General features: G+C 63.2%; 23 protein-coding genes. 12 read left to right on the plus strand and 11 right to left on the minus strand.

What is annotated here, in order from left to right; translation table 11 throughout:
- On the minus strand, nucleotides 1-939 hold the full coding sequence (locus tag LQV39_RS20000; RefSeq protein ID WP_230028113.1) for an exopolyphosphatase: 939 nt from the start codon (nucleotides 937-939) through the stop codon (nucleotides 1-3).
- A gap of 285 nt (nucleotides 940-1,224) precedes the next feature.
- On the opposite strand from LQV39_RS20000, the gene LQV39_RS20005 reads away from it, so the two are divergent.
- The 4 genes from LQV39_RS20005 (at nucleotide 1,225) to LQV39_RS20020 (ending at nucleotide 5,799) form a co-directional block, all read left to right on the plus strand.
- Nucleotides 1,225-2,592, plus strand: a complete 1,368-nt coding sequence (locus LQV39_RS20005) for a sensor histidine kinase (protein ID WP_230028116.1) — start codon at nucleotides 1,225-1,227, stop codon at nucleotides 2,590-2,592.
- A gap of 76 nt (nucleotides 2,593-2,668) precedes the next feature.
- The gene (locus tag LQV39_RS20010) at nucleotides 2,669-3,451 is read left to right on the plus strand and encodes a LytTR family DNA-binding domain-containing protein (RefSeq protein WP_230028118.1); all 783 of its coding nucleotides are present in this window, start codon (nucleotides 2,669-2,671) and stop codon (nucleotides 3,449-3,451) included.
- A 75-nt stretch (nucleotides 3,452-3,526) separates the two neighbouring features.
- On the plus strand, nucleotides 3,527-4,675 hold the full coding sequence (locus LQV39_RS20015) for a PAS domain-containing sensor histidine kinase (RefSeq protein WP_230028120.1): 1,149 nt from the start codon (nucleotides 3,527-3,529) through the stop codon (nucleotides 4,673-4,675).
- Nucleotides 4,676-4,767: 92 nt separating this feature from the next.
- The gene (locus tag LQV39_RS20020; protein WP_230028122.1) at nucleotides 4,768-5,799 is read left to right on the plus strand and encodes a porin; all 1,032 of its coding nucleotides are present in this window, start codon (nucleotides 4,768-4,770) and stop codon (nucleotides 5,797-5,799) included.
- Nucleotides 5,800-5,878: 79 nt separating this feature from the next.
- Here the strand turns inward: LQV39_RS20020 and LQV39_RS20025 are convergent, their stop codons facing one another.
- The 3 genes from LQV39_RS20025 to LQV39_RS20035 are packed head-to-tail and all read right to left on the minus strand — an operon-like array spanning nucleotide 5,879 to nucleotide 7,342.
- Complete coding sequence (locus LQV39_RS20025; RefSeq protein ID WP_230028126.1) at nucleotides 5,879-6,466, minus strand: hypothetical protein; 588 nt, start codon at nucleotides 6,464-6,466, stop codon at nucleotides 5,879-5,881.
- Complete coding sequence (locus LQV39_RS20030; protein ID WP_230028128.1) at nucleotides 6,447-6,839, minus strand: hypothetical protein; 393 nt, start codon at nucleotides 6,837-6,839, stop codon at nucleotides 6,447-6,449. The genes LQV39_RS20025 and LQV39_RS20030 overlap by 20 nt, the downstream gene beginning before the upstream one ends.
- Before the next feature lie 8 nt (nucleotides 6,840-6,847).
- Nucleotides 6,848-7,342 (minus strand): type VI secretion system tube protein Hcp, encoded by a 495-nt coding sequence (locus tag LQV39_RS20035; protein ID WP_230028131.1) that lies wholly within the window; start codon nucleotides 7,340-7,342, stop codon nucleotides 6,848-6,850.
- A 496-nt stretch (nucleotides 7,343-7,838) separates the two neighbouring features.
- On the opposite strand from LQV39_RS20035, the gene LQV39_RS20040 reads away from it, so the two are divergent.
- On the plus strand, nucleotides 7,839-8,777 hold the full coding sequence (locus LQV39_RS20040) for a hypothetical protein (protein WP_230028133.1): 939 nt from the start codon (nucleotides 7,839-7,841) through the stop codon (nucleotides 8,775-8,777).
- Between the two features lie 348 nt (nucleotides 8,778-9,125).
- Here LQV39_RS20040 and LQV39_RS20045 read toward each other — a convergent pair whose 3' ends face one another.
- Together LQV39_RS20045 and LQV39_RS20050 are read right to left on the minus strand one after the other, a co-directional pair.
- A complete protein-coding gene (locus LQV39_RS20045) occupies nucleotides 9,126-9,656 on the minus strand; it encodes a hypothetical protein (protein WP_230028136.1) in 531 nt (176 codons plus the stop codon).
- Nucleotide 9,657: 1 nt separating this feature from the next.
- Complete coding sequence (locus tag LQV39_RS20050; RefSeq protein WP_230028146.1) at nucleotides 9,658-10,599, minus strand: CysB family HTH-type transcriptional regulator; 942 nt, start codon at nucleotides 10,597-10,599, stop codon at nucleotides 9,658-9,660.
- A gap of 151 nt (nucleotides 10,600-10,750) precedes the next feature.
- Between LQV39_RS20050 and LQV39_RS20055 the strand changes: the two genes are divergently transcribed.
- From LQV39_RS20055 to cobA, 6 genes are all read left to right on the plus strand, one after another.
- Nucleotides 10,751-12,442 (plus strand): nitrite/sulfite reductase, encoded by a 1,692-nt coding sequence (locus tag LQV39_RS20055; protein WP_230028153.1) that lies wholly within the window; start codon nucleotides 10,751-10,753, stop codon nucleotides 12,440-12,442.
- The gene (locus LQV39_RS20060) at nucleotides 12,435-13,010 is read left to right on the plus strand and encodes a DUF934 domain-containing protein (protein ID WP_230028170.1); all 576 of its coding nucleotides are present in this window, start codon (nucleotides 12,435-12,437) and stop codon (nucleotides 13,008-13,010) included. Before LQV39_RS20055 ends, LQV39_RS20060 begins: the two co-directional genes overlap by 8 nt.
- Before the next feature lie 15 nt (nucleotides 13,011-13,025).
- Nucleotides 13,026-13,742: a phosphoadenylyl-sulfate reductase gene (locus LQV39_RS20065; protein WP_230028178.1), complete on the plus strand. Its 717-nt coding sequence runs from the start codon at nucleotides 13,026-13,028 to the stop codon at nucleotides 13,740-13,742.
- A 32-nt stretch (nucleotides 13,743-13,774) separates the two neighbouring features.
- Nucleotides 13,775-14,713: a sulfate adenylyltransferase subunit CysD gene (cysD, locus tag LQV39_RS20070; protein WP_230028184.1), complete on the plus strand. Its 939-nt coding sequence runs from the start codon at nucleotides 13,775-13,777 to the stop codon at nucleotides 14,711-14,713.
- A complete protein-coding gene (locus LQV39_RS20075; RefSeq protein ID WP_230028190.1) occupies nucleotides 14,713-16,053 on the plus strand; it encodes a sulfate adenylyltransferase subunit 1 in 1,341 nt (446 codons plus the stop codon). The genes cysD and LQV39_RS20075 overlap by 1 nt, the downstream gene beginning before the upstream one ends.
- A 103-nt stretch (nucleotides 16,054-16,156) precedes the next feature.
- Nucleotides 16,157-16,879, plus strand: a complete 723-nt coding sequence (cobA, locus tag LQV39_RS20080; RefSeq protein ID WP_230028197.1) for a uroporphyrinogen-III C-methyltransferase — start codon at nucleotides 16,157-16,159, stop codon at nucleotides 16,877-16,879.
- 51 nt (nucleotides 16,880-16,930) lie between these two features.
- Here the strand turns inward: cobA and LQV39_RS20085 are convergent, their stop codons facing one another.
- From LQV39_RS20085 to lptF, 4 genes are all read right to left on the minus strand, one after another.
- Entirely contained in the window at nucleotides 16,931-19,630 is a 2,700-nt protein-coding gene (locus LQV39_RS20085; protein WP_230028204.1) for a DUF4214 domain-containing protein, read from the minus strand.
- Nucleotides 19,631-19,833: 203 nt separating this feature from the next.
- Nucleotides 19,834-20,205 carry a sirohydrochlorin chelatase gene (locus tag LQV39_RS20090; RefSeq protein WP_230028210.1) on the minus strand — a complete coding sequence of 124 codons (372 nt, stop codon included), beginning with the start codon at nucleotides 20,203-20,205 and terminating at the stop codon, nucleotides 19,834-19,836.
- A 10-nt stretch (nucleotides 20,206-20,215) separates the two neighbouring features.
- Nucleotides 20,216-21,400 (minus strand): LPS export ABC transporter permease LptG, encoded by a 1,185-nt coding sequence (gene lptG, locus LQV39_RS20095; RefSeq protein WP_230028217.1) that lies wholly within the window; start codon nucleotides 21,398-21,400, stop codon nucleotides 20,216-20,218.
- Complete coding sequence (lptF, locus tag LQV39_RS20100) at nucleotides 21,397-22,545, minus strand: LPS export ABC transporter permease LptF (RefSeq protein WP_230028224.1); 1,149 nt, start codon at nucleotides 22,543-22,545, stop codon at nucleotides 21,397-21,399. Before lptF ends, lptG begins: the two co-directional genes overlap by 4 nt.
- Before the next feature lie 44 nt (nucleotides 22,546-22,589).
- Here lptF and LQV39_RS20105 point away from each other — a divergent pair, with 44 nt between their 5' ends.
- Entirely contained in the window at nucleotides 22,590-24,086 is a 1,497-nt protein-coding gene (locus LQV39_RS20105; protein ID WP_230028227.1) for a leucyl aminopeptidase, read from the plus strand.
- A gap of 79 nt (nucleotides 24,087-24,165) precedes the next feature.
- Here LQV39_RS20105 and LQV39_RS20110 read toward each other — a convergent pair whose 3' ends face one another.
- Nucleotides 24,166-24,618: a hypothetical protein gene (locus LQV39_RS20110; protein WP_230028229.1), complete on the minus strand. Its 453-nt coding sequence runs from the start codon at nucleotides 24,616-24,618 to the stop codon at nucleotides 24,166-24,168.
- Nucleotides 24,619-24,625 lie beyond the last annotated feature (7 nt).

Here is a 24,625-nt window from a genome sequence, read left to right on the forward strand (position 1 = left end):
TCATCCTTCGGAAGTAATCCGCTGGATCAGTGCCCCCAGCACATCCTCCGCCATCTCATTCGACACCTGGCAAGTCCCCGCATTCTCATGCCCGCCTCCGCCATACTCCAGCATCAGCGCGCCGATGTTGGTGTTCGAGCTGCGGTTCAGGATCGATTTGCCGGTGGCGAACACGGTGTTCTGGTTCTTCAGGCCCCACAGCACGTGGATCGAGATGTTCGTCTCCGGGAACAGCGCGTAGATCAGGAAGCGGTTGGCGGCGAAGATCGTCTTTTCTTCGCGCAGATCGAGCACCACCAGGTTCTTGTGGACCTGGGCGCAGCGGCGGATCTGCTGCCTGCACAGTTCGTTGTGCTCCAGGTACAGCGCGGTGCGCTCACGCACGTCGGGCAGCTGCATGATCTGCTCGATGCCGAGAGTGCGGCAATGGCCGATCAGGTCCATCATCAGCTGGTAGTTCGAGATGCGGAAATCGTGGAAACGGCCCAGGCCGGTGCGCGCGTCCATCAGGAAATTCAGCAGGTTCCAGCCCTGCGGATCCAGGATCTCCTCGCGCGAGAATTGTGCGGCATCGGCCTTGTCGACGGCGTCCATCATGCCGCGCCAGGCCGAGGGGAAGGCGCGCGTGCCGCCGTAGTAGTCGTAGACCACCCGGGCCGCAGAGGGCGCCCTGGGGTCGATCACGTGGTTCTCGCGGCGCCCGCCGATGCGGATGGTTTCCGAGAGATGGTGGTCGAAGGCCAGGTGGGCGCCGGCCACGTAGGGCAGATTGGTGGTGATATCGCGCTGGCTGATCGCGATCTTCCCGTCCTGCATGTCCTTCGGGTGGACGAACAGGATGTCATCGATCAGGTCCAGGTGCTTCAGCAAAACGGCGCAGACCAGGCCGTCGAAGTCGCTGCGGGTGACGAGGCGGTAGCGTTGGGGAACGGCAGACATGTGCTTTACCCTTTCATTTCATGAAGAACGAATAATGGGCTGGCGCAACCAGGGCGTGGTCCATCATACCTTGCAATTTTGCATCTTTCAAAGCTGCATTTGCACGCCGGCTGCAATCCAGGGCGCTGATCCTGCAGGCTGTCGCATTCCTCTGGCTATGGCGGCGGCAAGGAATTAAAGTTGCAACATCCCAACAGTGACGCTGGGACCACAGATGGTGTTTTCCGCTGAGATGGATCCTCAGCGGTTACACTCGCAAATTACCGTTTAATAACGAAGAGCTCCATGCAGACCCGGCGTTCGACCCAGCAATCTTTTTCCAACACCCTGTCGTGGCTTTACCACGCGTTCGACGCGGTCGCGACCTGGGTAACGCGCCTGTCATGGTGGAAGTTCTTTCTGTTCGCCGCGCTGATGCTGGTGGCCGGGCAGATCCTGCAGGACGAGCTGTTCTCGGGCGGCGAAGAAGATCCGGTGATCGAGCGCAGCGCGCGCAAGTCCGAGCCGGCCATCACGATCGACGACAGCGGCATCCGCATCAGCCCGCGCGCCAAGCGGCGCGGCAACGAGGAGGATGCCGATGCCCGGAAAGCCGCCGAAGCGGCGGCCGCCGCTGTTTCCGCGGACGCCCTGAAGCAGGCCGAGCAGGCGGGCAAGGCCGCGGCGGAAGCGGAAAAGAAGGCGAACGAGGCGGCAAACAACGCCGACGAAGCGCCGCCCGCAACGCCCGCCACGCCCGTTCCGCCCGTAAACAGCAAGGCCATCGGCGCCAAGCTGGTGCGCGGTGCGAACGGCGGCGAAGTCCATATCGACCTGCCGCCGCAGATCGGTGAAGCGCTGTCCGACGCGATCGAGGCGGAAGTCGACGATGCCGCCGAAGCCAAGGCGAGGAGCTACCACAAGCAGGCGTCGACCTGGTTCACCAGCTTCGTCTGGCTGCTGGTGATGGCCCTGTTCGGCACCAAGGCCCTGATGAGCGGCAAGAAGCGCGCGGAAGCCGAGATGCAGAGCGCCACCCAGGCGGCCGAGCGCGAATCCATGCAGCGCCAGTTGTCGGAGGCGCGGATGGCGGCCATGCAGGCCCAGGTGGAGCCGCACTTCCTGTTCAACACCCTGGCCTCGGTCGAGCACCTGATCGAGACCGACCCGCCGCGCGCCTCGGCCATGCAGCGCACCCTGATCCAGTACCTGCGCGCCGTGATTCCGCAGATGCGCGACGCCAACCTGACCACCAGCCTCGGGCGCGAGGTGGACATGGTCACCTCTTATCTGGACCTGCTCAAGATGCGCATGGAAGAGCGCCTGACGGTCGAACTGCAGATCCCGGACGCCCTGCGCGGCGCGGCCTTCCCGCCGATGATGCTGCAATCGATGGTCGAGAATGCGATCAAGCACGGCCTGGAAACCAAGCCCGACGGCGGCCATCTGGCGGTGACGGCGGAAATCGCCGACAGCAAGCTGCGCGTGACGGTGGCCGACGACGGCGTCGGCTTCGGCGTGGTGCCCAGCAAAGGTACCGGGCTCGGCCTGTCGAACATCCGCGAACGCCTCAAGCTGCTGCACGGCGACGCCGGCCAGCTGCACATCGCCGCCAACATCCCGAGCGGGGTGATCGCCACCATCGAAGTCCCCTACCAGCTGGCCTCGAAATAAGTTGTAAGGACGAGCCTATTGCCTGCTACCCGATTTCGTTGAATAATCGTCACTCTTTCTTTTACCTCTTCCAGCCATGCCTACAGCAATCATTGCCGACGACGAAAGACTGATGCGCGACCTGCTCCGTACCCGCCTGTCCCAGGTGTGGCCGGAACTGGAAATCGTCGGCGAGGCCAAGAACGGCGATGAAGCCGTGCAGCTGGTCGCCGCGCTGAAACCCGACCTGACCTTTCTCGACATCCGCATGCCGGGCAAGACCGGGATGGAAGCAGCGCGCGACATCGGCGACGCCAGCCAGATCGTGTTCGTGACCGCTTACGACCAGTACGCAGTCGAGGCCTTCGAGCGCGGCGCCATCGACTACGTGCTGAAACCGCCGGAGCCGGAGCGCCTGCAGGTCACGGTCGAGCGCCTGAAGGAGCGCCTGGCAGCGCCGAGCGGCGCCGGCGCAAGCGCCTCCGCCAACGTCAGCGACACCGTCACCGCCATGCTGTCGCAACTGGCCGAGAAAATCGCCGCGCCGAAGCCGAAATACCTGCAATGGATCCAGGCCAGCATCGGCCAGGACCTGCGCATGATCCCGGTCGAGGAAATCCTGTTCTTCCGCTCCGACGAAAAGTACACCTGCGTGCAGACCGAGAAATTCGAAGCCTTGATCAGGAAGCCGGTGCGCGACCTGGCCGACGAACTCGACCCTTCGCTGTTCTGGCAGATCCACCGCGCGACCCTGGTCAACGTCAACGCCATCGAAGGCGTGACCCGCGACATCCGCGGCCGCCACCTGGTCCTTATCAAGGGCCGCCCGGACAAGCTCGAAGTCAGCCGCAGCTTCCTGCATTTGTTCAAGCAGATGTAAATCAAGTCCTGGCGAAGCGCTGCCGAGTAAGGTAGATGCCGGACCCGCCTCGCGGGTTGTTTTTTACTGGCACCCATGAATCGACAGCGCCTTCGCTCGACCGCCTGGGCCGCGACCTGCTTCCTGATCGGGCTCGCGGCGGGCCGCCGGCTGGGCAGCGAACCCTCCGGAGACCCAGACACCGTGCCGGCCAGCCGCCAGATCGTCCAGGACGCCAACGATGCCATCGTCTCCGCCGACGGCAGCTATACCATCGTCATGGCCAACCCGGCCGCCGCCGCGCTGTTCGGCACCACGGTCGAGGCCATGATCGGCAGCCCGCTGGCGCGCTTCGTCGAGTCGGCCAAGGCCGAGCCGGAAGAGCTGCTCGAATACTTCCGCGCCGGCAGCGGCCGCGCCGGCCGCCGTTCCACCGATTACGCCGTCACCGGCCTGCGCGCCGACGGCCAGCGCTTCCCCATCGAAGGCTCGATCTCGCGCGCCAACGAAGGTGCGCCCTTCTACACCGTGATCATGCGCGACGTCTCCGAACGCAAGCGGGTGCAGGAAAAGCTGACGCGCTCGCACGACCAGCTGCGCCAGCTGTCGGCCGCGCTCCAGACCATCCGCGAAGAAGAGCGCACCCATATCGCCCGCGAGCTGCACGACGACCTCGGCCAGATCCTGGCCTCGCTGCGCATGGACCTGACCCTGCTGCAGCAGGCCGACGGCACCTCCGAGGACAGCCTGCGCCTGATGGCCGGCATGGAGCAGAACCTGCTGACGGCGATCGCCTCGCTGCGCCGCATCGCCACCAACCTGCGCCCGCGCGCGCTCGACGAAGGCGGACTGTATTTCGCCCTCAAAGGCCTGCGCGACGATTTCGTCGAGCGCTACAACATCCCCACCACCCTGCTCGCCGACGAAGCCGAGCTGCGCCTCGACGACAGCGCCAGCACGGCCATCTTCCGCATGGTGCAGGAGGCGCTGACCAACATCGCGCGCCACGCCGAGGCCAGCGCCGTCACCATGAATCTGTTCCGCTCGAACAGCGAGCTCCTGATCACGATCCGCGACGACGGCCGCGGCATCCGCCCCGAGGACATGGAAAAGGCCGAGTCCCTGGGCCTGATCGGCATGCGCGAACGGGTCTGGGCCATGAATGGCGAAATCAGTATCACCTCCGACGAGCCGCCCGGCACGCGCATCGACATCGTTGTACCGGTGCACGGGCATACCGTTTAATCAATCTTTCGTTCTGTCATCAAACCGACATATCTCTTCGATAAGATGCGACGCGTTTCGACCTGTTTCGTCATCTACTTGGAGAGTTCTGAATGCAAGCCAAACGCCTGGCCGCCGCGATCGCGGTTACCTTCGCCGCCGCAACCCCGCTGTTCGCCGCCGCCCAGACCAACGTGACCATCTACGGTATCCTCGATGCCGCCATTTCGTCCCAGGACACCGGCGGCCCGGAAGGCCGCACCACCGTGGTCAACTCGGGCAACCAGTCGAGCAGCCGCTTCGGCTTCCGCGGTACCGAGGACCTGGGTAATGGTCTGAAAGCCATGTTCAACCTGGAAGCGGGCACCGCGATCGACACCGGCGCCGGCGACTCCGCCCTGTTCGGCCGCCGCGCCGTGGTCGGCCTCGAAGGCGGCTTCGGCAGCCTGACCCTGGGCCGCGAATACTCGCCGATCGCCGCCGTCGCCGGCGCCACCGACGCCTTCGGCCAGGGTTTCTACGGCAGCAACCTGTCGGCCTTCACCAGCAACCGCCTGACCCGCCGCCTGGCCAACTCGGTCAACTACAAATCGCCGTCCTGGAACGGCTTCAAGCTGCTGGCCGCCTACGCCGCCGGCGAAGTCACCGCCGCCAACACCCCGTCGGGCGACCTGAAAGGCGTCGGCGCCGAATACACGCTGGGTGGCCTCTACCTGGGCGCGGCCTATCACACCATCAACCGCGTCCCCGCCGACGAAGACAAGGAAACCGCCTTCGGCGCCGGCTACAAGTTCGACCAGCTGGGCGGCTTCGAGATCAAGGGCAACTACCTGGCCGCCGACCGCGAAGGTTCGGCCAAGTACAAGCAGACCAACCTGGGCGGTTCGATGCCCTTCGGCCCGCACCGCGTGTACGCCAACTACCAGCGCCAAGAACAGGGCGCCGCCCGCGGCAACAGCTGGGCGCTGGCCTACAGCTACTCGCTGTCGAAGCGCACCAATCTCTACGCCAGCTATGCTTCCCTGGACAACAATGGCAGCGGCGTGTTCGGGCTGAGCTCTTCGTCGGTGACCATTGCGCCGGCCGCGACTTTGCTGGGCAAGGATCCGGATGTGTTCTCGGTGGGTTTGCGGCACAGCTTCTGATCGCGTAGCCTGAAATGACCGCGGCGCAGGAATTGATTCCTGCGCCGCGTTTTTCGTTGTCGCAGCAAGCGCAATCAAACTACTTCATCTGCCCAAAGTATGGTTTGAACGCCACTTGCAATTCTGGAGAAAGCTGGTTGAAATCAATGCGCTGGCCCTTGAGTTCAGCTCGCAACCGATCCGCACCACCCATTGCCTTTATAAGTCTTATGGCGAGATCGTTGGCCAGCTGCTGCAGGACTGGCTGTGGAGTCTCGTTAAAATCCCGTGTATCAAATACCTCACGCGCCGGATCGCCTCCACACTTGCTACCTTTTATCGTGTAAACCCCTCCTTGGGAATCGGTGTCATATAGACTTTCTCCCGGCCCAGGATTACGGCGCTTGAAGTAGCCGGCTAGGACATAGTAGGTTGCCGCCGCGTCCTTCGCTTCTGCAACGATCCAGACCCGGCCCGTCCATGTGTCGTCATCTGCGACCTGCCCGCACATGGCGCGCACATTCTCCGGTAATGGATCGAGCTTCAGTCCAGTGAGTTCCAGGCGCAAACCAAGGACTGGCTCCTGCAAGAAGCGTGGCGGGCGGTTACTTGGTGCAGCGTCCGCACTGTTGCCGATCACGGCGAACAACAGGACCGCGAGCAGTTTTTTAGTAACGGTAGACAGCATAGTGTGGCCTTTGTGTACGGTAAGCTTGCCCAGCCCAGAAATCCTTCTGAACAAAGTCTGAAATCCAGTCTTTACCATCGTAGCCCGCGACATGGCCCGCATTGTTCTTGCTGCCTTTGTAAGGGTCCATGACCATCACATCGCCTTTGACAAAGTTGAACTTGTCGGGGTCTTTAACGGTGATTTCATGGAAGCCCAACATTTCCAAGGCTGGGCCGTACTCCTTCCCGGTTGGAGGATACTGACCATAAAACTCGGCTCCGCCAGCCTGTAGCGCCTTCCGAACGTAATGGCCGCATCGGCCTTTGCCGGGAGGCCCCTTGTCCGCGTGATCGCGTAGATGCTTGACGAATTTCTCCAAATCGACAGGCATGACAGACCTCAGGCGATCTTATTCGTTGCCAGATCCCAGCCGCCGGCAGTGTTACCGCCGCCACCCCCGCCGATCTTCTGCTGGGTGTACTTCCACTTGATTTTGGAATACTTGAGGTTGACGTTCTCGGTCAAAAACGACTCCTCCCCGCCCATATGCGGCTTGACCATGCCAATCAGGACGTTGTCCAGTTCGACTTCGAAGTACTTCACACGGTCGCCGTTACCGTCCGCACGGAAGAACTCGAACTTGGCCTTGGGGATCGTCTTCCCGGCTGCGCAGGTCTGCGCCAGGATCGGGCTGGACAGATCGGCCAACTTGGAAAAGGCTACGTCGGACATCTCGACCCGCTCGGCAGTGTGACCGCCACCGGTTGATGCCGTTGCGCTCCGCGGCTGGTGGATTCCCCAGTGGACGCCGGTGACCTCGATCCAGTCCTTATGCTTGTCGTCTTGCGACTCGCCCTTGATGCCATCGATTTGCAGGTAAACGTCGATTGCCATGCTTTGCTCCTTGGGTTGATGTGTCGTGACCAAGAGCGCATTGTTGCGTCAAGCTGATCGAGAGGGCTTAGCGGGAGTCAACTCAAGCTTTTCTGGAGATCAAGTAGATGGCAGAAAGTCGATGCGAAAAATAGGTAATACTCAAGAGGAAACGTTCGTCAAAAATAGCTCACGCTATCTTCAAGGAAGTAACGGGAACCGGATCCTCGACCGCAAAAGTTCCTATGTCTTTGATTCTTCAACGTTACACCTGATCTGACCGGCGCAAGCTTCCCATTTTCAATACCACTTGCAATGCTAGCACTGATACGCCAAATCTGACTGCCATTGTAAAGAATCCTCTAAGTTGAGGATGATAGGCTCATTCACCTAAAATTAATACTTAAGTTATCTTGTGCTTACTCAACGTCGCCTCTAAAATACCCAAATCACAACCATTGTACTGCAGAATAGAAAAAAGAGTTTTTATTCGGGACCTCCCATTACGGAGACTGACTTGAAAGAAAAAGAAAAAGTACGTAGGTTTGGCTACTATGAAGAGCGGTCAAATAGATCGCTCGATTTTCACGTTTATTCACAAGTCTGGACACCCGAAAATCTTGAAGAATTTGAAAAAATAACATCGACGATCTTCGTTTTGCAGCCCGTTATGGTCGCTGAAGACGTTGTAGAGAAAAATTACCAAAGTATTTTTTCTTCGAGCGCAGTTTTAACAGAGCAAATAAACACAGCGAAATCGCAGGTGGCTACTATTTCTGAGCTTTCAATGCATGGTCTTGTAAATGCTGTACAAACGGTAACAAATTTTCTCGCTTCTGCAAGTGCATTTTTGGCGCAGACCGAAACACGTATCGGTCGAACATTTGGCAAGGACTCGAAACAAGCAAAGATCTGGAACGAATCACGTCGGTCGGAGCATGCAAGTAAATTCGGATACAGATTCATGTACGAACTGCGAAATTTTTCACAACACTTGAGTTTGCCAATATCAAACTTTGGGCTTTTCGGCGAAAGAGGTGCGGAAGGCGCTCCAATGAGTTTTTCCGTAGGGCTTACTTTAGAGCGCGCTCCGCTTTTAGATAGCGGTTTCAATTGGAAAAATCTCCGCGTAGAAATCGCAGCTCTATCTGATGAGTTCTTACTAGTACCTTTAATAGACGAATATCTGCAAAGCATTCGTGAACTTTGCCTCAAAGCATTGGATTTATTCGATCAGGAAATAGCAACTTCAGTCGATTATATGGCAGCGCTTCAGAGGATTTTCCGAGTGCCCCCTACAGCGATACCGGCGCTTTTTATCTGTGAGGCAGGCGCTCTATCCCAACCACCGGCGAGCCACGAGCAGGTGCCGGTTGTACAGCTGGCGTATTTATTAAAGCGCCGGACGGCACTAACTGAACTTTGCCGGCGTGAACATCGCCCTAGAAATCTTTGAGCAATTCCTTGCGAGCTGCCGCCTTGGCTAATCTTTAAATAAACCGCTTTGATGAATCAAATCGACGCTGCGGTGGCCACAGCTTGGCGGCGGTGACAAATTCTTTAAAACGGAACTAGCACTACAGATCTACCGGCCCTACTACCCGAAAGTAAAAGGATTTCGTATCTTTGCAATATATTGACAGGATGCGCTGACAGCTGCCTATGATCAGCTTGGGTCGTCGTTTGAGACAGAAAGCTAGGTTCGGTGCCCGAGACGTGAAAAAGCCGTCGACGAATCAACGGCTAAGGAAGTACTGACGGAGGCGGCGAGATTGAACCTGCTGCCCTTTGATAGAATTTACAATTATTTAAACTTGCAAGTCACCACCCAGAAATACTCCCAGCGCGCCACCCGGATCTCCTTCGCCGCATTCGCCAGACGCTTGCGCAGCGCGCTATCGGTCGGATAACTCATCGGCCGCTCGACGCGCTGGCCATCTTCGGTCGTCACGATCTCGTAGGTATTCCCCTGCAAATCGGTACGCGCCACCGTATTGCTGGTCCCTTCCACATAGATCTCGTCCAGCAGCACCAGCAGCGCATCCTTGCCCGACGCCTTCTTCAGCTTCGCCAGGAAAGCATCCTGCTCGTCGCGCTTCAGGCGCGACCAGCAGAACTCCGCGACCACCGCGCCACAGCCGGCGACGTCGTCCGGGATGGCCGGCACCACACCCTCATCGCCGGTCAGGGTCAGGGTCTGGAGGCCGTCGGTCAGCTGCGCGACCTGCTCGCGCACGTCCGCCAGGTCGGCATCGCGGTCCGAGAGGCCCTCGCCGTCGTCCTCGTAATCTTCGTCGTCGTAGTCTTCGTAATCGTCGTGTTCGTTGTGATTCATGTTACAGCTCGTAGTTGTCGCTGGTCCCGCGCATTGCCGACTCGACCATCTTGCGGTTGAGCACAGGCGCGAGCAGCTCGATGAAAGTATAAATATAGCTGCGCAAATAGGCGCCCTGCTTCACCGCCACGCGCGAGACGTTCATGCCGAACAGCTGGCCGACGGGAATCGCCCGCAGGTTGCGGTCGCGTTCCGGATCGAAAGCCATGCCGGCGATGATGCCCACGCCCATGCCCAGCTCGACATAGGTCTTGATGACGTCGGCGTCGATCGCTTCCAGCAGCACGTCCGGCTTGAGGTTGCGCAGTTCGAAGGCGTGGTCGATCTTGCTGCGGCCGGCGAAGGCGGCATCGTAGGTGATCAGCGGGTAACCCGCAATCTCTTCCAGCGAAATTGCCTTCGAGCGCGTCAGTGCGTGTTCGTGCGGCACCACCAGCACGTGTTCCCACTGGTAGCAAGGCAGCGTGATCAGGCCGTCGACGGCGGCGATCGACTCGGTGGCGATGGCCAGGTCGGCCTGGTCGTTCTTGACCATGTCGGCGATCTGGCGCGGATTGCCCTGCAGCAGGGACAGGCGGACTTTCGGGAACTTCACCATGAAGGCCTGCACCACCTTCGGCAGCATGTAGCGCGCCTGGGTGTGCGTGGTGGCAATGGTGAAGCTGCCGCTGTCCTGGGCCGCGTATTCCTTGCCGATCCGCTTGAGGCTGTCGATCTCCTGCATGATCAGCTCGACGGATTCCAGCACCAGGCGGCCCGGCTCGGTCAGGCCGCGGATGCGCTTGCCATGGCGGGTGAAGATGTCGACCCCGAGCTCTTCCTCGAGCTCGATGATGGCCTTGGACACGCCCGGCTGGGAGGTGAACAGCGCCTTGGCGGCGTCGGTCAGGTTGAAGTTCTGGCGGACCGCTTCCCGAACGAAGCGTAATTGGTGTAGGTTCATTGCCCTTTTTATCTTAGAAGAAGCCTTGGCGACATTTTACAAGGATGCTTATACCTCAGGCTCATATAAGCAAATAAATTCTCAGTAGTTTGGAATAAGACGCCATTTTATTAAGATTCCACATAGTCTACCGACCCTGCGGATCCCAAACATGTACCGTTACGACCAATACGACCACCTCATCGTCCGCGAACGCATCGCCCAATACCGCGACCAGGTCCAGCGCCGCCTCAACGATGAGCTGACCGAAGAAGAATTCCTGCCGCTGCGCCTGCAGAACGGCCTGTACATGCAGCGCCATGCCTATATGCTGCGCATCGCGGTGCCCTATGGCCTGCTGTCGACCAGGCAGCTGCGCATGTTCGCCCACATCGCCCGCACCTACGACCGCGGCTACGGCCACTTCACGACCCGCCAGAACATCCAGTTCAACTGGATCGAGCTGGAGCAGACCCCGGACATCTTGACCGACCTGGCTTCGGTGGAAATGCACTCGATCCAGACCTCGGGCAACTGCATCCGCAACACCACCACCGACCAGTTCGCCGGCGTGGCGGCGGACGAGATCATCGATCCACGTCCGTTCTGCGAGATCATCCGCCAGTGGAGCACCTTCCACCCCGAATTCATCGCCCTGCCCCGCAAGTTCAAGATCGCCGTCAACGGCGCCGTCGCCGACCGCGCGGCCATTGCCGTGCACGATATCGGCCTGACCGCGGTGCGCAACGAAGCCGGCGAAGTCGGCTTCAAGTTCATGGTTGGCGGCGGCCTGGGCCGTACTCCCATCATCGGCAGCGTCATCAACGAATTCGTGCCCTGGCAGCACCTGCTGACCTACACACAGGCCGTCATGCGCGTGTACAACCAGTTCGGCCGCCGCGACAACAAATTCAAGGCCCGCATCAAGATCCTGGTGAAAGCCACCGGCCCGGAAGAGTTCGCGCGCCTGGTCGAACAGGAATTCGCCGACCTCAAGGACGGCCCGGAGACCCTGACCCGCGAGGAAGTCGACCGCGTCGCCGCCTGGTTCAACCCGCCGCAGTACGCGCAGCTCGAGAGCATCGATCCGCGCGCCGGCCATGAAGACAACAAGGCCTTCGCTAACTGGCTCCAGCGCAACGTCAAGCCGCACAAGATCCCGGGCTATGCTTCGGTCGTGCTGTCGCTGAAGAAGACCGGCGTGCCGCCGGGCGACGCCACCGCCGAGCAGATGGACTTCGTGGCCGACCTGGCCGACCGCTACAGCTTCGGCGAACTGCGCGTGACCCACGAGCAGAACCTGGTGCTGGCCGACGTCGAGCAGGGCAAGCTGTTCGACGTCTGGCAGCTGGCCAAGTCGAAAGGCCTGGCGACGCCGAACATCGGCCTGCTGACCGACATCATCTCCTGCCCGGGCGGCGACTACTGCTCGCTGGCGAATGCGAAATCGATCCCGATCGCGGCCGCCATCGCCCAGCGCTTCGACGACATCGATTACCAGCACGACATCGGCGACATCGAACTGAACATCTCGGGCTGCATCAACGCCTGCGGCCACCACCACGTCGGCCACATCGGCGTGCTGGGCGTCGACAAGGACGGCGCCGAGTGGTACCAGGTGTCGATCGGCGGCGCCCAGGGCAACCAGGCAGCGCTCGGCAAGATCATCGGCCCCTCGTTCTCGGCCGCGCAGATGCCGGAAGTCGTGCAGCGCCTGCTCGACGTCTACCTGCGCGAGCGCGTCGAGGGCGAGCGCTTCGTCGACGTCGCCCAGCGTCTCGGCATTGCGCCATTCAAGGAACATGTGTATGCCACGCCGATTCCGGCCGGTGAACTGGCTGTCGGAGAAGATCAATATGCCTAATATTCAACACCACGCCCAGATCATCAAGGGCCGCGAGGTCGTCGCCGACGACTGGCGGGTGCTGCGCCTCGACGAGGGCGATGCGCCGGAAACCGTCGAGGTCCCGGCCGGCAAGCTTATCGTGCCGCTGAAGGTCTGGCAGGCGCAGCGCGAGACGCTGTCGAAACGCGCCGGCGCAAATGGCGAGATCGGCATCTGGTTCGCCTCCGACGAGCTGGCCAGCACCGTCAAGGACGAGCTGGGCCAATTCGCCGTGCTCGCCATCGACTTCCCGAAGTTCAGCGACGGCCGCGGCTACTCGATCGCCTTCAACCTGCGCAAGCGCCTCGGCTATACGGGCGAGCTGCGCGCGATCGGCGACGTGCTGCGCGACCAATTGTTCCAGATGCAGCGCTGCGGCTTCGATGCCTACGCGACGCGCCAGGACCGCAGTATCCACGACGCGCTGAAGGGCCTGACCGTGTTCTCCGAAACCTACCAGGGCTCGGTGGACCAGGCACTGCCCCTGTTCCGCCGCCAGCAGCGCGATATGCCGCTGGAGCACAGCGACGTCGGCGCGGGCATCTGAGGTCAAGGAAAGAAGATGAGCGACCTGCACGCACGCGTGGAAGAAACCCGCGGCATCCTCGAGCGCATTGCGCGCGACTTTACACCGGCCGTGTTCGCCTCCAGCCTGGCTGCCGAGGACATGGTCCTGACCGACCTGATCCTGAAGGCCGGCCTGCCGATAGCCATCTTCTCGCTGGAGACCGGCCGCCTGCACAAGGAAACCCTGGAAGTGCTGGACAAGGTCAAAGCCCATTACGGCCACGACATCGAACTCTACCGTCCGCAGCCGGAGCTGGTCGAGCAATACGTGGCGAAGAACGGCCTGAACGCCTTCTACGACAGCGTCGAGATGCGCAAGGAATGCTGCCGCGTGCGCAAGGTCGAGCCGCTCGGGCGCGCCCTTGCCGGCAAGCAGGCCTGGATCACCGGCCAGCGCCGCGCCCAGTCGAGCACCCGCGCCGAGCTGGCCGTGCAGGAAGATGACGCGGCCCACGGCATGGCCAAATTCAACCCGCTGGCCGACTGGTCCGAGCAGGATGTGTGGCAATATATCCGCGATAACAATGTGCCCTTCAACAGCCTGCACGAGCGCGGTTACCCGTCGATCGGCTGCGAGCCCTGCACCCGCGCGATCCAGCCGGGCGAGGACGTCCGCGCCGGCCGCTGGTGGTGGGAGAATCCGGAATCCAAGGAGTGCGGCCTGCACCTGGTCGACGGCAAGTTAATTCGAATCAAATCCGTGGCGGCCTGAGCGCCTTCCACTGTAAAACAGGCACAGTCATCATGACGACTTTTACTGATACCCCTCGGACGCTTGGCGACGTGAACGCGCGCCACCTCGACGCCCTCGAATCGGAAGCGATCCACATCCTGCGCGAAGTGGCGGCCGAGTGCAGCAACCCTGCCCTGCTGTTCTCGGGCGGCAAGGATTCCGTGGTGCTGCTGCGCCTGGCCGAAAAGGCCTTCCGCCCGGGTAAATTCCCCTTCCCGCTGGTCCACATCGACACCGGCCACAACTTCGACGAAGTGATCGCCTTCCGCGATGCGCGCGTGGCGGAACTGGGTGAGCGCCTGATCGTCGGCTCGGTCGAGGACTCGATCAAGAAGGGCACGGTGCGCCTGCGCAATCCGGCCACCGACTCGCGCAACGCGGCCCAGGCCGTGACCCTGCTGGAAACCATCGCCGAACACGGCTTCGACGCCTGTATCGGCGGCGCCCGCCGCGACGAGGAAAAGGCCCGCGCCAAGGAACGCATCTTCTCCTTCCGCGACGAATTCGGCCAGTGGGATCCGAAAGCCCAGCGCCCTGAACTGTGGGACCTGTATAACACCCGCGTCCACGCCGGCGAGAACATGCGCGTGTTCCCGATCTCTAACTGGACGGAACTGGACGTCTGGCAGTACATTGCCCGCGAAAAGCTGGCGCTGCCGCCTATCTATTACGCGCACGAGCGCCAGGTGATCCCGCGCAACGGCCTGCTGGTGCCGCTGACCCCGCTTACCCCGGCACGCGAAGGCGAAACGGTCGAAACGCAAACGGTCCGCTTCCGTACCGTCGGCGACATCTCCTGCACCTGCCCGGTGGCCTCGACCGCCGCGAATCCGCTCGACATCATCGCCGAAACTGCGATCACCCAGATCACCGAGCGCGGCGCCACCCGCATGGACGACCAGACCTCGGAAGCGTCGATGGAAAAACGCAAGAAGCAAGGATATTTCTGATGAACGCCGTCTCTGAAAACTTGAACCACGCCGCCGACCAGTCCGGCCGCCTTGCAGCCCCCGGCGGCAAGGCCCTGCTGCGCTTCATCACCGCCGGCTCCGTCGACGACGGCAAGAGCACCCTGATCGGCCGCCTGCTGTACGACAGCAAGGGCATCTTCGCGGACCAGCTGGCCGCCGTCTCACGCTCCAGGCACAAGCGCACCGTGGGCGACACCATCGACCTGTCGCTGCTGACCGACGGCCTGGAAGCGGAACGCGAACAGGGCATCACCATCGACGTGGCCTACCGCTACTTCGCCACGCCGAAGCGCAAGTTCATCATCGCCGACACGCCGGGCCACGAGCAGTACACCCGCAACATGGTGACCGGCGCCTCGACCGCGGACGCCGTGATCATCCTGGTCGACGTCTCGAAAGTGAAGCTGGGCGATGACGGCTCCGTGGAGCTCCTGACGCAAACGAAACGCCACTCGACCATCGCAAGGCTGCTGCAGATCGAGCACGTGATCGTGGCCGTCAACAAGATGGACCTGGTGAATTACGACCGCGGCGTCTACGACCGCATCGTCGGCGCCTACACGGAATTTGCCAACAGCCTGGGCCTGAAGGACATCACCGCGATCCCGCTGTCGGCGCTGGCCGGCGACAACGTGGTCGAACGCGGCGACAACATGGCCTGGTACGAAGGGCCGACCCTGATCGAGCTGCTGGAATCCATCAGCGTCTACGACGAAGCCCACGACGCGCCCTTCCGCTTCCCGGTGCAGCTGGTGGCTCGCCACAACGGCCACGAAGCGAACGACTTCCGCGGCTACATGGGCCGCATCGAGTCGGGCAAGGTGTCCGTCGGCGACAAGCTGGTGGTGCAGCCGTCCGGCGTCGAAGCCACGGTCAGGGAAATCCAGACCTTCGACGGCCCCCTGCAAACCGCGGTGGCCGGCCAGTCGATCACCCTGCTGCTGAACGAATACGTGGACATCTCCCGCGGCGACGTGCTGGCCGGCGCCGCGCAGCCGGCCACCCTGCTCAAGCAGGTCAAGGCCGACGTCTGCTGGATGGCCGACGAGCCGCTGGACGTGCGCCGCAAATACTGGATCAAGCATGGCACCCGCCAGACCATGGCCAAGGTGAAGGCGATCGAGAACATCCTGGACGTGAATACCCAGCAGCGCCATGCTGCCGAGGGCCTGAAGCTGAACGACATCGCGCGTATCGAGCTGGCGGTGCAGCAGCCGCTGGCGGCGGATGCTTATGAGGATATCCGGGCGACGGGCGCCTTCATCCTGATCGATGAAGTGACGCACCAGACCGTTGCAGCAGGTATGATTCGTATCTGACCGTCGTTCCCGCGCAGGCGGGAACCCAAGTTTGCATGAGCTAACGAAACGCGCGGAACTTGGGTCCCCGCCTCCGCGGGGACGACGTACGTGAAAGGAAAGTATGCCGGTGCTGGGAAAAGTCTATCTAATCGGCGCCGGTCCCGGCGCAGCTGACCTCATCACCGTACGCGGCGCGCGCCTGCTGGCGCAGGCCGACGTCGTGCTCTACGACGCCCTGGTCACCCCCGAGATGCTGGAACTCTGCGCCCAGGCCGAGAAGATCTCGGTCGGCAAGCGCTCCGGCCAGCGCTCCACCGCCCAGGTCCACATCAACGAACAGCTGGTCGATTGCGCGCGGCGCTATGGAATGGTGGTACGCCTGAAAGGCGGCGACCCGATGCTGTTCGGCCGCGCCGACGAAGAACTGCGCGCGCTCGAGGAAGCCGGCATCGAAGTCGAAGTCGTCCCCGGCATCACCACCGCGGTGGCCGCGGCAGCAGCGACGAAGCAGCCGCTCACCAAGCGCGGCGTGGCGCGCAGCGTCGCCTTCTTCACTTCCAGCACGGCGCCGGACGAGCCTGAACATGCGGCCTTGCCGGCAACCGACACCATGGTGCAGTACATGGGCGGGCGCGAAGCCGCCGCCACCGCCGAGCGCCTGCTGGCGCTGGGTCGCCGGCCCGAGCTGCCGGTGGTCGTCATCGAAAACTGCAGCCGTCCCGACCAGCGCATCCTGCGCCTGACCCTAGCGGACCTGGCCCACGGCCTCGAGACCGCCCACGGCCCGGTGCTGGTCATGATCGGCGAAGCTTTACAACGCCGCGCGCACCAGCGCCCCGATTAAGGCGGGCACGTTCGTTTTGAGGCCCCCGGCCTCAAAACCCCACCCTACGTTTTAGCCGTGCCAGGGCATATAGCCGATCCCGTTCGCGATCGCGCCGATCACCTGCGCCTGGTTTTCCACGCTTTCGCTGAAGTTCACCAGCACCTCGGCGCGCGGCGCGATCTCCAGCGCGTGCAGCCAGAATTCGTAGCCCGATGCGTCCGGCGCGCGGTGCAGCACGTTCGCGTACAGCGCCGCGACGTATTGGGTGTCGCTTGCATTCGCGCCATACATGCTGGCGAATTCCGCGCTGTTGACGAAGCTGTGGGCCACGTTCTGCAGGCTGTTGCCGTTGTCCAGCGCCTCGATCCAGTAGCCCAGGCCGGCCTTGTCCGGGGTGCGGTTGAAGGCGGCCTGGTACAGGCGATAGGCTTCGCCGGCGTTGCCGTGGATGTCCAGCGCCACATTCTGGTCGCTGAACTGCAGGCGCTCGACATTGGCCAGCGTGGTCGTACTGCCCTTGTTGTAGTCGTAGACCGAGACGTTGGCGCCATCGTTCGACAGCGAATACAGGCTGCGCTGGCTGCCGAAGAGCACCGTGTCGATCCCCTCCTTCCCATCCAGCAGGCCGCCGGCGCCGCTTGCCGCCATCACGTTGTTGCCGGCCGTTCCGACCGCGTTGGACTGGGCCGGCACGCTGGGCGAGGTCGCCACCGGCGTGCCCGGCGCCGTCACCACCGGGGTAGTCGCCACCGGTGTGCTGGGCGCGGTCACCACCGGCGGGGTCACTACCGGCGCCGTCACTACCGGGGCAGTCACCACCGGCGGGGTCACGACGGGCGCCGGTTCGCCGGCGCCGCTGCCCGCGGTCGACACCTCGGTGCCGCCCTGGACCGGGCTGGTGTCAGTCCCCGCAACCGGAGCCCCGGCCGCGCTGTACACGCGCGCTTCGACCGACACATTGCCGGCCTGGCTGTCGACCCAGGCCGCGGCAAAGCCGCCGTTGGCCAGGGCCACCAGGTCGGGGCCGGTCTGGTCGCCGGCGCGCATCTGGTTGATCGCGAATTCCTGCTGGTCGATTGCGCTGCCATCAGAGCCGAAGCGGCGGCCGAAGATGCCGGCGCCGTCGTAGTCGCCGGTCTCCGCCTGCCAGGCCACCACGAAGCTGCCGTCGGACAAGGCCGTCACCGCGGCGTCATAGTGCCCGCTGCCGCCTGCCAGGTTGGCCTGGACCGGGGCGCCCAGCGTGTGGCCGGTGCTGTCGTAGACCTGGAAGAAGACGTCGCTGCCGGCGAAGCCGAAGGGTGCGTTGACATAGCTGTCCCAGGCGATGACGACGTTGCCGTTGGCGAGCGTGGTGGCGTGCGGCAGCGGCGCCGCAGTCGCCAGGCTGGCGGCAAAGCCGTCGCCGTTGACGACGAAGGCCTGGCTGGAAACGCTGGTGGCCGCGTAGACGTTGCCGTCGTTGATCTCGCCCCAGGACACCATGTAGCCACCCTGCTTCAGCGCCGCGATGCTCGGGCTGAAGGCCGAGGACAGCACGCCGTAGACCTGCTGGCCGCCCGTCAGGTTGCCGTCGGCCGCCGCCTGCTGCACGTGGACCGTGCCGCCGCTGCGCCAGCCGAGCGCGAAGGAGCCGTCGGCCAGGGTGGCGACGGTGGGCATCGCCGCATCGCCGCTGGCGCCGCTGTCGACCACGTGTTCCGCGCCGGCGCTGCCGTTGGCCTCGACGACGCGGTAGGCGATGCGGTTCGCGCCGCCCTCGTTGATGGAGTAGGCGACCACGAAGCGGCCGGCGGAGAGCGCCGCCACCGCCGGCTCGCCTTCGATGCTGGCGTCGCCCTTGGGGGTCAGCGCGAAGGCCGCACCACTGGCGGCGCCGTTGGCATCACGCAGCTGCGCCCACAGGCCGGCGCCTGGACCACCGGCTGCCGTATCGACGCCCTGCCAGACGGCGACGAAGCCGCCGTTCGACAGCTTGGCCAGCGCCGGATTGGCGGTCCAGGCATTGCCGGCCGCGCCCAGCTTGATGTCGTCGCCGAAGCCCGGCAGTTCGTGGGTGACGCCGTCCTGCACCGTGTAGCCCAGGGTGCGGGTGACGCCCTGGCCGGCGATCGGGTTGCCGTCGGTGTCGAGCTGGGCGCGGTCGTAGTAATGGACCGTCACCGCCGCCGACAGGCCGGTCATCGGCAGCTTGCTGGCGTCGGCAATGACCAGGCGCGCGGCCGTGTCGGTGGCCGGGTTATAGGCGATCGAGAACAGGCCGGGCGCCGACTGGCTGTCGATGACCCAGCGCCCGCCCGTCAGGGAGCCGGTGTCGACCGGGGACAGCAGGTCGACCACAGCGCCCGCCTGCAGGGTCGAGAACATGGTGTCGTTCTCGCCGCTCAGGCTGGCCGGCGGGTTATCGGGAATGACCGTGGTATCGGCGTTGACCACGCTGCCGTCCGCCAGCTTGTAGTGTGCGCTGAAGGTGTTCGGGCTCGCCGTGTCCGCGCTGTGGTCGAGGAAGCGCCACAGCGTGCCCGCCGCCGGGACGTAGGCGCCCTGGCTGTCGGCCGCCACTGCATAGGCGTTCCAGGTCCTGCCGTTATCGAAGCTGTACTGCAGCTCGCCGCGCGTCAGCTGTTGCCCGAGGCTGCTCGTGAGGTCGAAGGACACCGCCGTCACCGCGCTCGACGCGGCGCCCGACGGCATGGTGGCGCCGGCATAGGTCCAGGTGGAGATGCCCCAGCTGGGGCGGACGTAGATCGTGGTCGAGGGAGTGGTCATGGTCGTCTTCGAGAGGTTTGCCGTGCGGCGGCGCGCGCGGCTCATGACGAGTATGATTCCCTACGGCAATTCGAAATGCAATGCGGAAATTACTTCCCGTACGGAAATATCCCCTGGAAGCAACAAAAGATTAGTCTGGAAACAACGGAGTTTGCAGAAAGAATTACATCTGAAACAACAGAGTTATCGAACAAAAAAAGATGTTAATTAGGCAAAGACGAAACGCAGTAGGCCGCCATCGCTGCCAGTACGGCCGGGTCTTCGCCGACCGCGGGCACGGTCGAAAACGCGATACCGGGATGCGCCGCGTGCAGTTCGTCGACCAGGCGCGGGAGGTCGCGCAGCAGGTGCCCGCCCTGCCCCAGGAAGATGGGAACGATGACGATTTCGCGCACGCCCTGCGCAACCAGGGCGTCTGTTTCGTCGGGCAGGCTGGGCGTCATCAGCTCGAGGAAGGCCAGCGAGACGGCCAGGTCCGGCCTTTGTTGCGCGGTCAGTTCGCGCAGGCGTTCGAAGGGCGCCGCCCAGGATGCGGCGCGGGCGCCATGTGCGAACAGGATCAGCGCGCGTTCCATGGTCATATTCCTAATGCCGCTCGACCCAGCGCAAGGCCCCGAGCCCGAGCAGCAGATACAGCAGGCTTGGCGCCGCCGCCGTCATGAAGGCCGGCCAGGTCGACAGCATGCCGATGTGCGAGAACAGATTATCGATCAACATGAAGCTCACGCCGAGCATGATGCCGATGAAGATCTTGAAGCTGACGCCGCCGCTGCGCACCTGCAGGTAGCCGAAGGGCAGCGCCAGCGCCATCATCACGAAAATCGACAGCGGACCGATCAGCTTGCGCCAGAAGGCGATCTTGAAGCGCTCCGTCTCCTGGCGGTTCTCGGCAAGGTGGCGCGTGTAGACCGCCAGTTCGTTGGCCGACATGCGTTCCGGGTCCGAGCGCGACACCGACAGGATCTTTGGCGTGATCTCCGATTCGAGGTCGAGCGAAGCCAGCTTGCGCGTGCCGACGGCGGCGGTGTCCTGGCCGAAGCGGTTCTGGATGGCCTGGCCGTTCGGCAGCGGCGTGCCCGGCGCCGGCAGGGTGCGGCTGTTGGTGAACTGGGTCTCGGTCACGTCCTGCAGGCGCCAGGTGTGGTTGCCGCTGAAGACGGCGCTGGCGGCCGTGATCAGGCTGCGCATGCGCATGCTGTTGTCGAACTCGTACAGGCGCACGTCGAGCAGCTTGCCGTCCGCGCTGATCTGGCGCGCGTTGAAGAAGCGCGAACCGGTGACGGGACCTTTCTGGCCGCCCTCGTGGATGGTGTCCTTGGTCCACATCCCGGAGCGGAATTCGGCAGACAGGGTTGCGCCCTTGGCCGACAGGCGCAGGCGCTCGGCCAGCGGCGCCGTGCGTGGCGTGATCAGTTCGCCGAAGATGAAGGTGAGGACGACGAACACGATGCCGATCTTGAAAAGGATGCCGCCCGCCATCCGGGTCGACATCGAGGACGCGCGCATGATCGTGAATTCGGAGGTCTGGGCGAACTGCGCCATCGTGTAGATGGTGCCGAGCAGCGCGGCGATCGGCATCACGCGGTACATGTTACCGGGCACCAGCATCAGCACATACAGCAGCGCGTGCTGGATCATGTAGCCGCCCTTGCCCACCGCCGGCAGCTCGCCGGTCAGGTCCATGAAGGCGGCCAGCGCCAGGAAGGCCACCAGCACGAAGGCCACGGCCTGGGCGATGTTGACGAAGAAGTAGCGTTCGAGGATCTTCATTTCGCGCCCTCCTTCGCGGCGGCGCTTTGCAGCAGGCGGCGGCGCTTCCAGGCATTCGCCAGCAGCAGCGGGTGCCAGCGGTGGTGGATATTCAGGCGCCAGGCGAACAGGCCGAGGGCGGCCAGCAGCACCAGCAGGTGCAGCGGCCACCAGGCCATGCCGAAGCCGACCTTGGCCTGCTTGACGGCCTGCTCGGCGGCCTTGGTCAGGTTCAGGTAGGTGAAGAAGATCAGCAGCGCCAGGATCAGGTTGGCCGAGGCGCCAGCGCGCGGGTTGACGAAGCCGAGCGGGATCGCCAGCAGCATCAGCACCACGCACATGATCGGCCAGGTGAGGCGGTACTGGAGCTCGGCGTCGGCGTAGGGATTGCGCGGCATCGCGATCAGCGCCGCCGTCGACATGCCCTGCACCTTCAGGTCGCCCATCACCGGCGCCTGGGTCGCGACCCGCATGCGGTAGCGCTCGAACTCCATGGCCTGGAAGTCCGGCTTGCCCGGCGTGCCCTGGTAGCGGCGGCCGTTTTTCAGCACCAGGTACTGGCCGCCCTTGCCGTCAGGTTCGATCTGGCCTTCCTTGGCGACCACGGTGGTGGTGACGCCCTGGTCGACGGTATTGACGAACACGTTCTGCACCACCGTCGACGAACGCGCGGCCGAACTCTCGACGAAGAACACGCGGTCGGCCGCGGCCGATTCGCGGAACTGGCCGGGCGCCACGCGCTGCAGGTCTTCGCGCTTCTCGAAGCGCTCGGTGAACTCGTTGCTCTTGAGCTGGGCCCAGGGGATGGCCACCAGCGAGATCACCGCCACCAGGATCACGAGCGGCAGGCTGAACACCAGCACCGGCGAGATCCAGCGCGTCAGCGACTGGCCGGAGGCAAACCAGACGACCATTTCGGAATCGCGGTAGCTGCGCGTGATCACGACCAGCACCGAAATAAAGCTGGTGAGGATCAGGATAGTTGGCAGATAATTCAGCACCGCAAAAGCGATGAGCGCAAGCACGTCGCCCGACGCCACCTTCCCGCCCGCGGCCTTGCCGAGAATGGTGATCAGGGTCCAGGTGACGAGGATGGAAAACAGGACGGTGAAGGTTGCGCCGGCCACGCTGGCCATTTCACGCTGTAGGGCGCGTCGGAAAATCATTCGATCGTTATAATTGCAGGTTAGGCACTAACAGGGAGAACCCAATGGACTTTAGCATAAAAGCATTCGACACAAAAAACACGCTGACGGCAGCCAAATCGGGCTGCATCGCAGTCGCTGTGTTCGAGAACAAGAAACTGTCGGAGGCCGCCAAAGCCCTCGACCTGAACGGCGAGATCGCTGCCGCCGTCAAGTCGGGTGACATCTCCGGCAAGGCCGGCACCACACTGCTGCTGCGCGGCGTGGCCGGCGTCTCCGCCGCCCGCGTGCTGCTGGTAGGCATGGGCGCCGACGAAGCCGTGAGCGAGAAGAGCTTCGCCAGCGCCGTTACCAGCGCCCTGAAGACCTTCGCCACCCTGGGTGCGCAGGATGCCATTATCGCATTCCCGGTCGAGAATGTGAAAGAGCGCGACCTCGCCTGGTCCGTGCGCAGCATCGTGGTCGCCGCCAGCGAAGCCGAATTCCGCACCGACGGACAAAAGAGCAAGAAGGATCCGGCCTTGAGCGGCGTGCGCAAGCTGGCCATCGCCGTCCCGCAGGCGACCCCGCAAGTGAAGGCGGTGCTGGCCCAGGCCCAGGCGATCGCCAACGGCATGGCCCTGACCAAGGAACTGGGCAACCTGTCGCCGAACGTCTGCACCCCGACCTACCTGGCCAACACCGCCAAGAAGCTGGGCGCCGACTACGGCTTCGACATCGAAGTCCTGGAGCGCAAGCAGCTCGAAGCCCTCAAGATGGGCAGCTTCCTGTCGGTCACCCGCGGCAGTGAAGAACCGCCGAAGTTCATCGTCCTGAAGCACAACGGCGGCAAGAAGAACGAAGCGCCGGTGGTCCTGGTCGGCAAGGGCATCACCTTCGACAGCGGCGGCATCTCGCTCAAGCCGGGTCCCGGCATGGACGAAATGAAGTACGACATGTGCGGCGCCGGCTCGGTGCTGGGCACCTTCCGCGCGATCGGCGAGATGAACATCAAGCTGAACGTGGTCGGCATCGTCGCCGCCTGCGAAAACATGCCCTCGGGCCGCGCCACCAAACCGGGCGACATCGTCACCGCGATGAACGGCACGACCATCGAGATCCTGAATACCGATGCCGAAGGCCGTCTGGTGCTGGCCGACGCCCTCACCTACGCCGAGCGCTTCAAGCCGGCCGCCGTGGTCAACATCGCGACCCTGACCGGCGCCTGCATCGTCGCACTGGGCCACCATAATTCGGGCCTGTTCACCCGCCACGACGACCAGCACAACGCCCTGGCCGACGAGCTGATGGACGCCGGCAAGCAGACCGGCGACACCGCCTGGCGCCTGCCGATCGGCGAGCAGTACAACGAGCAGCTGAAGTCGAACTTCGCCGACCTGGCCAACATCGGCAGCCCGGGCGGCGCTTCGTGCACTGCGGCGGCCTTCCTGGAAAACTTCACCCGCAACTACGCCTGGGCCCACCTGGACATCGCCGGCACCGCCTGGAAATCGGGTGCGGCCAAGGGTGCGACCGGGCGTCCGGTGCCACTGCTGACGACCTTCCTGTTGAACCGCGTATAAACCGCACCTGAAGCACGAACGAAAACGGGCGCTTTTCGAAGCGCCCGTTTTTTATCGCAACGCGATTTGTGACTGAGAATCAAAAGACTGGCGAGCCCGGATCCGCCGCACTGGTATCGCCTTCGCCAGGCTTGGCCGGGTGCATGAACACCGTGATGACCGACTGGTAGGCGTAGTTGCCGTTGACGTAATCCTGAAGGCCGGCGGTATAGAGGATATTGCCGACCAGGCGGTTGGCCTGGTAATTCGCCCCCCACCACTCCTCGGCACTGCCAAGCTTGTCGCGCTTGCAGTAGACAGCCAGCGGCTTGCTGCTGCGAGTGATCGTCACGCGTCCAGGCGCGACCACGAACCAACGCCCGATGTCGTTGGCCAGCAGGCAGCCGACGCCGGCAACTTCGCGGTGTTCGAGGATGGCATGCACTTCCACCTGCTGGGTGGGCGCATCGAGTACATCGGCGCCGCTGCCGAAGACGCAGCCGGACAGGCCGATCGCCGCCGGTGCGACGGCGCGGAGGAAGAATCTATTCATACGCTGT

This window comes from Massilia sp. Bi118 (assembly GCF_918697865.1).
In the GTDB taxonomy this organism is placed as follows: Bacteria; Pseudomonadota; Gammaproteobacteria; order Burkholderiales; family Burkholderiaceae_D; genus Telluria.

Coding starts and splice junctions, on each gene's coding strand:
- LQV39_RS20000 (WP_230028113.1), bottom strand. CDS start 939: ATGTCTGCCGTTCCCCAACGCTACCGCCTCGTCACCCGCAGCGACTTC.
- LQV39_RS20005 (WP_230028116.1), top strand. CDS start 1,225: ATGCAGACCCGGCGTTCGACCCAGCAATCTTTTTCCAACACCCTGTCG.
- LQV39_RS20010 (WP_230028118.1), top strand. CDS start 2,669: ATGCCTACAGCAATCATTGCCGACGACGAAAGACTGATGCGCGACCTG.
- LQV39_RS20015 (WP_230028120.1), top strand. CDS start 3,527: ATGAATCGACAGCGCCTTCGCTCGACCGCCTGGGCCGCGACCTGCTTC.
- LQV39_RS20020 (WP_230028122.1), top strand. CDS start 4,768: ATGCAAGCCAAACGCCTGGCCGCCGCGATCGCGGTTACCTTCGCCGCC.
- LQV39_RS20025 (WP_230028126.1), bottom strand. CDS start 6,466: ATGCTGTCTACCGTTACTAAAAAACTGCTCGCGGTCCTGTTGTTCGCC.
- LQV39_RS20030 (WP_230028128.1), bottom strand. CDS start 6,839: ATGCCTGTCGATTTGGAGAAATTCGTCAAGCATCTACGCGATCACGCG.
- LQV39_RS20035 (WP_230028131.1), bottom strand. CDS start 7,342: ATGGCAATCGACGTTTACCTGCAAATCGATGGCATCAAGGGCGAGTCG.
- LQV39_RS20045 (WP_230028136.1), bottom strand. CDS start 9,656: ATGAATCACAACGAACACGACGATTACGAAGACTACGACGACGAAGAT.
- LQV39_RS20050 (WP_230028146.1), bottom strand. CDS start 10,599: ATGAACCTACACCAATTACGCTTCGTTCGGGAAGCGGTCCGCCAGAAC.
- LQV39_RS20055 (WP_230028153.1), top strand. CDS start 10,751: ATGTACCGTTACGACCAATACGACCACCTCATCGTCCGCGAACGCATC.
- LQV39_RS20060 (WP_230028170.1), top strand. CDS start 12,435: ATGCCTAATATTCAACACCACGCCCAGATCATCAAGGGCCGCGAGGTC.
- LQV39_RS20065 (WP_230028178.1), top strand. CDS start 13,026: ATGAGCGACCTGCACGCACGCGTGGAAGAAACCCGCGGCATCCTCGAG.
- cysD (WP_230028184.1), top strand. CDS start 13,775: ATGACGACTTTTACTGATACCCCTCGGACGCTTGGCGACGTGAACGCG.
- LQV39_RS20075 (WP_230028190.1), top strand. CDS start 14,713: ATGAACGCCGTCTCTGAAAACTTGAACCACGCCGCCGACCAGTCCGGC.
- cobA (WP_230028197.1), top strand. CDS start 16,157: ATGCCGGTGCTGGGAAAAGTCTATCTAATCGGCGCCGGTCCCGGCGCA.
- LQV39_RS20085 (WP_230028204.1), bottom strand. CDS start 19,630: ATGACCACTCCCTCGACCACGATCTACGTCCGCCCCAGCTGGGGCATC.
- LQV39_RS20090 (WP_230028210.1), bottom strand. CDS start 20,205: ATGGAACGCGCGCTGATCCTGTTCGCACATGGCGCCCGCGCCGCATCC.
- lptG (WP_230028217.1), bottom strand. CDS start 21,400: ATGAAGATCCTCGAACGCTACTTCTTCGTCAACATCGCCCAGGCCGTG.
- lptF (WP_230028224.1), bottom strand. CDS start 22,545: ATGATTTTCCGACGCGCCCTACAGCGTGAAATGGCCAGCGTGGCCGGC.
- LQV39_RS20105 (WP_230028227.1), top strand. CDS start 22,590: ATGGACTTTAGCATAAAAGCATTCGACACAAAAAACACGCTGACGGCA.
- LQV39_RS20110 (WP_230028229.1), bottom strand. CDS start 24,618: ATGAATAGATTCTTCCTCCGCGCCGTCGCACCGGCGGCGATCGGCCTG.